The organism is Massilia sp. CT11-108 (genome assembly GCF_047302915.1).
GTDB lineage: Bacteria > Pseudomonadota > Gammaproteobacteria > Burkholderiales > Burkholderiaceae_D > Telluria > Telluria orientalis.
In genome coordinates this window covers 1-3,946 of record NZ_JBKYMO010000499.1, presented here as the reverse complement: position 1 = coordinate 3,946, position 3,946 = coordinate 1, and the positions used below count along the sequence as shown (strand labels likewise).

Sequence of the window (3,946 nt, the reverse complement as noted above, 5' to 3'; positions counted from 1 at the left end):
CCGTTCGCCGACCTGAACGGCGTGCCGGACTGGCTGCGCCGTCCGGCCACCGCGAAAGGCACCTCGCCGTCCGTCGACTGGCGTGCGCGCTTCGACGGCTTGCGGAAGAGTCCGCGACCGGTGACGCCTGACGCACCTGGTCAATTTCTCGAAGGCTCGTTCAGCAACGCAGCGGGCACGCGCCGCTACCGCCTGTATGTGCCGGAGAAAGCGGCATCCGGGCCGCGGCCGCTCGTCGTCATGCTGCACGGCTGCCAGCAGCACGCCGCCGATTTCGCGGCCGGCACCGCGATGAACCGGCTCGCGGAAGAACACGGTTGCCTGGTGCTGTACCCGGACCAGGAGCGCGGCGCCAACAGTTCGAATTGCTGGAACTGGTTCGACGCCGCGCACCAGGCGCGCGAGCAGGGCGAGCCGTCCGTGCTCGCAGGCATGACGCGCAAGATCGTGGACGAATACGGCGCCGACCCGCGCCGCGTCTATGTGGCCGGCCTGTCGGCGGGCGGCGCGATGGCGGCCGTCATGGGCGCCGCGTATCCCGAGCTGTATGCGGCCGTCGGCGTGCATTCCGGCCTGCCGGTCGGCGCCGCGCGCGACTTGATGTCGGGGCTGAACGCGATGAAGGGCAAGCACCTGCACGGCGCGAGCCGGACGCTGCGCCGCCGCGTGCCGCTGATCGTGTTCCATGGCGACCAGGACGCCGTCGTCCATCCGTCCAACGGTGAGGTGCTGGTCCGCCAGTTCCTGGGCGAGGGGACCGTGCGCGAGATCGAGGAGCGCGGCACGGCCGGTTCGGGCCGCGGCCACACGCGCACGACGGCGCTGGACGACGACGGCCGCGCGGTGGCGGAACATTGGGTCGTGCACGGTGCCGGTCACGCCTGGGCGGGCGGCGATCCGGCCGGCTCGTACACGGATGCGTCCGGGCCGAACGCGTCGGCCGAGATGCTGCGCTTCTTCCTGGCCCAGCCGGCGGGCTGATCGACCGCTGTTGCGAAGCCGTCAGGTTTGCTATGCTGGAGGATTCCCACGTTCGTTGATGGAGTCAAGGATGGTTTCCCTGCAGGAGCAGCTGATGAAGGCCGGGCTGGTCGACAAGAAGAAGGTCAAGGTCGTCAACCAGGAAAAAGCCAAGCAGCAGAAGATCGAGCGCCGCACGGGCGTGCAGAGCGTCAACGAGACGAAGGAGGCGGTGCTCGAGGCCCAGCGCCAGCAGGCCGAGCGCGCGCGTGCCCTGAATGCCGAGCGCGATGCGGCCGCCGCCGCGAAGGCGGTGGAAGCGCAGATCGCGCAGATGATCCAGGTGAACCGCCAGCCCAAGGGCAAGGGCAACCTGGACGTCGTCTACAACTTCACGATCGGCACCAAGATCGAGCGCATCCACGTCTCCAGCCTCGTGCGCGACCACCTGGTGGCGGGGCGCCTGTCCATCGTCGCCCACGCGGGCGGCTTCGAGCTGGTGCCGCGCGTGATCGCGGACAAGATCGCGGAACGTGCGCCGGAGCGCGTCGTGCGCGTCAACAAGGCGGCCGAAGCCGTCGCGGCGGGCGAGGACGATCCGTATAAAGACTTCAAGATCCCCGACGACTTCGACTGGTGATCAGCGTTTCTTGACCGGGAGCGCCAGCCAGCCGCGCCAGCGGCCCTCGGGCGTGCGTTCGACCTTCTGGATGTGCGGCCGGGTGCTGTCCAGGCGCCAGACGGCCTGCTTGTCGAGCCAGTCCTCGTACATGGAGCGGAAGCGCGGCCATTCGTCGTCGAAGTCGAGGCAGGCGTAGGTGCCGGCCGGCAGGACGCGTAATCCCAGGCCGGGATCGAGCACGGTATCGTCCGCGCACCCGAAGTCGTAGCAGTATTCCCGTTCGCCCGTAAAACCCGGGTCTTCGTCGAACACGCCGTACCACGGGGTGCTGGCGGGCAGGCCGTCGGCCTTCTCGCGTTCCTGGATGAAGTCGTGGCAGGCGAACGACAGCGCCGCGCCGGACTGGCCGAAGAAGCGCTGGTAGCGCAAGGTCAGCGCCGGCAGGTTACGCACGGCGATGCGCGCGGCGATCGTGCCCGGTTCGGGTGGGCAGTACGGCGCCAGGATCGCTTCCAGGTCGTCCGGCTCGGCGACGAAGAAGCTGACGTCGCTCTCGCGGCCGACCTGCTGGTCCATGTAGTCGCGCCATCCTCCCTCGCGCCACGCCTTGGCCGACATCGCGAACTGCTGCCTGAACGCCTTGGCGAACGCCGCGTTCGACGGGAAGCCGCAATCCTGGGCGATGCGCACGATCGGGACGTCCGGCTCGTGACGCAGCAGGTGGGCGGCGCGGCGCAGGCGGCGCTTGCGCTGGTATTCGACGGCCGAGAAACCCGTCAGCTCGCGGAAGATGCGGTCGAAGTGGAACGACGAATAACTGGCCGACGCCGCCAGCGATTTCAGTGCGAGCGGATCGCCGACCGAGTCCAGCATCAGGTCCATCACTTCATACAGGCGCGACACGCGCGCGGCGGTCTTCGACATCAACGGCAGTCATTTACAAAATTGAAATAACTAGTTTCCGTAAATAACATGCCGTTGGCAAGCGTTTACCGCTGCTGCCGCCGCCGAGTGTTGTCAGTACGCCGCCTGGGGCGTCATCTCCAGCTTGCTCAAATCGAACCCCTGCCGCTCCAGCCGCTCGAGCAGGGCGCCGTACGCCTGGCGCGACACGGTCGGGGTGCGCGCCAGGATCCACAGATAGTCCCGCCCCGGCTCGCTGACGGCGGCGAGCTGGTAGTTCGGGTCGAGGTCGATCACCCAGTAGTCGCCCCACACCATCGGCAGGAACGACAGCCAGGCGGGCGCGAACCGGACCTTCAGCGTGGGCGACGTGGGGCCGCCCAGCTGGCGCGCCGTGCCCACCGCCTCGTCGATGGTGCCGTCCGCGCGGCGGCAGCGGTTGATGACTTGCACGGTCTTGTCCGGCTGCAGGCTGTAATGCGCCGTCGTGTTACTGGCACATTGTTTCTGAAACCTGTTCGGGTATTTTGCAATTTCATACCAGGCGCCCATGTAGCGCGGCACGTCGAGGCTGGGAACCGGCGTCACGGGCGCGGAACGGGCGCCGCGTTCGGCGGCGAGCAGCGTCGCACTGGCGCCGAGCAGGCCGAGCAGCAAGAGGATCAGGCGAGTATTCGGGAGCATGGGATACGTGGTTGAACGGGACTGTGTCTATCGTACGACAACCTCGCCCGAGCCGTCGCCCGTCGCCAATCGATTATTAATTTGCCAACTCCATTGAATTGCAAGAAAGTTGCCCTGCGGACTTAATGGCAGGCGTTCGGCTGTCGCCTTTCTCTTCTGCCGAAAGCAATTTCCTAACGGCAACGCAAGAAACGTCAAGCGCCGCTTGGCTGGAAAAGCCGATCCGGATGAATTATCGAAGGGATAAAAAGCGTGGTTGAGAGAGCGTTGTGGAGAAAAAACAACCGAAAATGCCTCAAGTTGGCCGGTTTGTTGCCGTAAAGCATTCGTAAGCGCACCAATAAAATGTATCCTTAGGGAAATAGTCTTTCACTGATATCGCGCATCGGGCGGCGATCATTCGGACAACGTTCAATATATTAAAGGTTCATCGACCATGGCATCAGTTATCACCGGAATGAGCACCGCCCAGATACAGGCGCTGACTACTTCCCAAATCGTCGCTCTCGCGACCTCCGACATGACTGCGTTTTCGACGACGCAGCTTGGTGCGTTGACGACCAACCAATTGCAGGCCATCGAAACCCGTGACCTGGCTGTCCTGACCACGACCCAGATCTCGGCCGGCCTCACGACCACGCAGATCGCCGCCCTGACGACGAACCAGGCGGGCGCCCTGACGACCGGCCAGGTCGGCGCCCTGACGACGAACCAGGTCGCCGCGATCGAGACGGCCGATCTGGCCGCCATGAAGACGAACCAGATCGCCGCGCTGAC

The 3,946-nt window shown here is 65.6% G+C and carries 5 protein-coding genes; 3 read left to right on the top strand and 2 right to left on the bottom strand.

Features of this window, described 5'->3' with window-relative positions:
* Together ACEN88_RS26200 and ACEN88_RS26195 are read left to right on the top strand one after the other, a co-directional pair.
* A partial coding sequence (locus ACEN88_RS26200) for an alpha/beta hydrolase family esterase (protein WP_413344380.1) occupies positions 1 to 981 on the top strand: 981 nt, incomplete at its 5' end.
* A gap of 70 nt (positions 982 to 1,051) precedes the next feature.
* On the top strand, positions 1,052 to 1,600 hold the full coding sequence (locus tag ACEN88_RS26195; RefSeq protein ID WP_413344378.1) for a DUF2058 domain-containing protein: 549 nt from the start codon (positions 1,052 to 1,054) through the stop codon (positions 1,598 to 1,600).
* On the opposite strand, the gene ACEN88_RS26190 is transcribed toward ACEN88_RS26195, so the two are convergent.
* Entirely contained in the window at positions 1,601 to 2,506 is a 906-nt protein-coding gene (locus ACEN88_RS26190; RefSeq protein WP_413344376.1) for a helix-turn-helix domain-containing protein, read from the bottom strand.
* A gap of 93 nt (positions 2,507 to 2,599) precedes the next feature.
* On the bottom strand, positions 2,600 to 3,169 hold the full coding sequence (locus ACEN88_RS26185) for a lipocalin family protein (protein WP_413344374.1): 570 nt from the start codon (positions 3,167 to 3,169) through the stop codon (positions 2,600 to 2,602).
* A 520-nt stretch (positions 3,170 to 3,689) separates the two neighbouring features.
* Between ACEN88_RS26185 and ACEN88_RS26180 the strand changes: the two genes are divergently transcribed.
* A partial coding sequence (locus tag ACEN88_RS26180) for a hypothetical protein (protein WP_413344373.1) occupies positions 3,690 to 3,946 on the top strand: 257 nt, incomplete at its 3' end.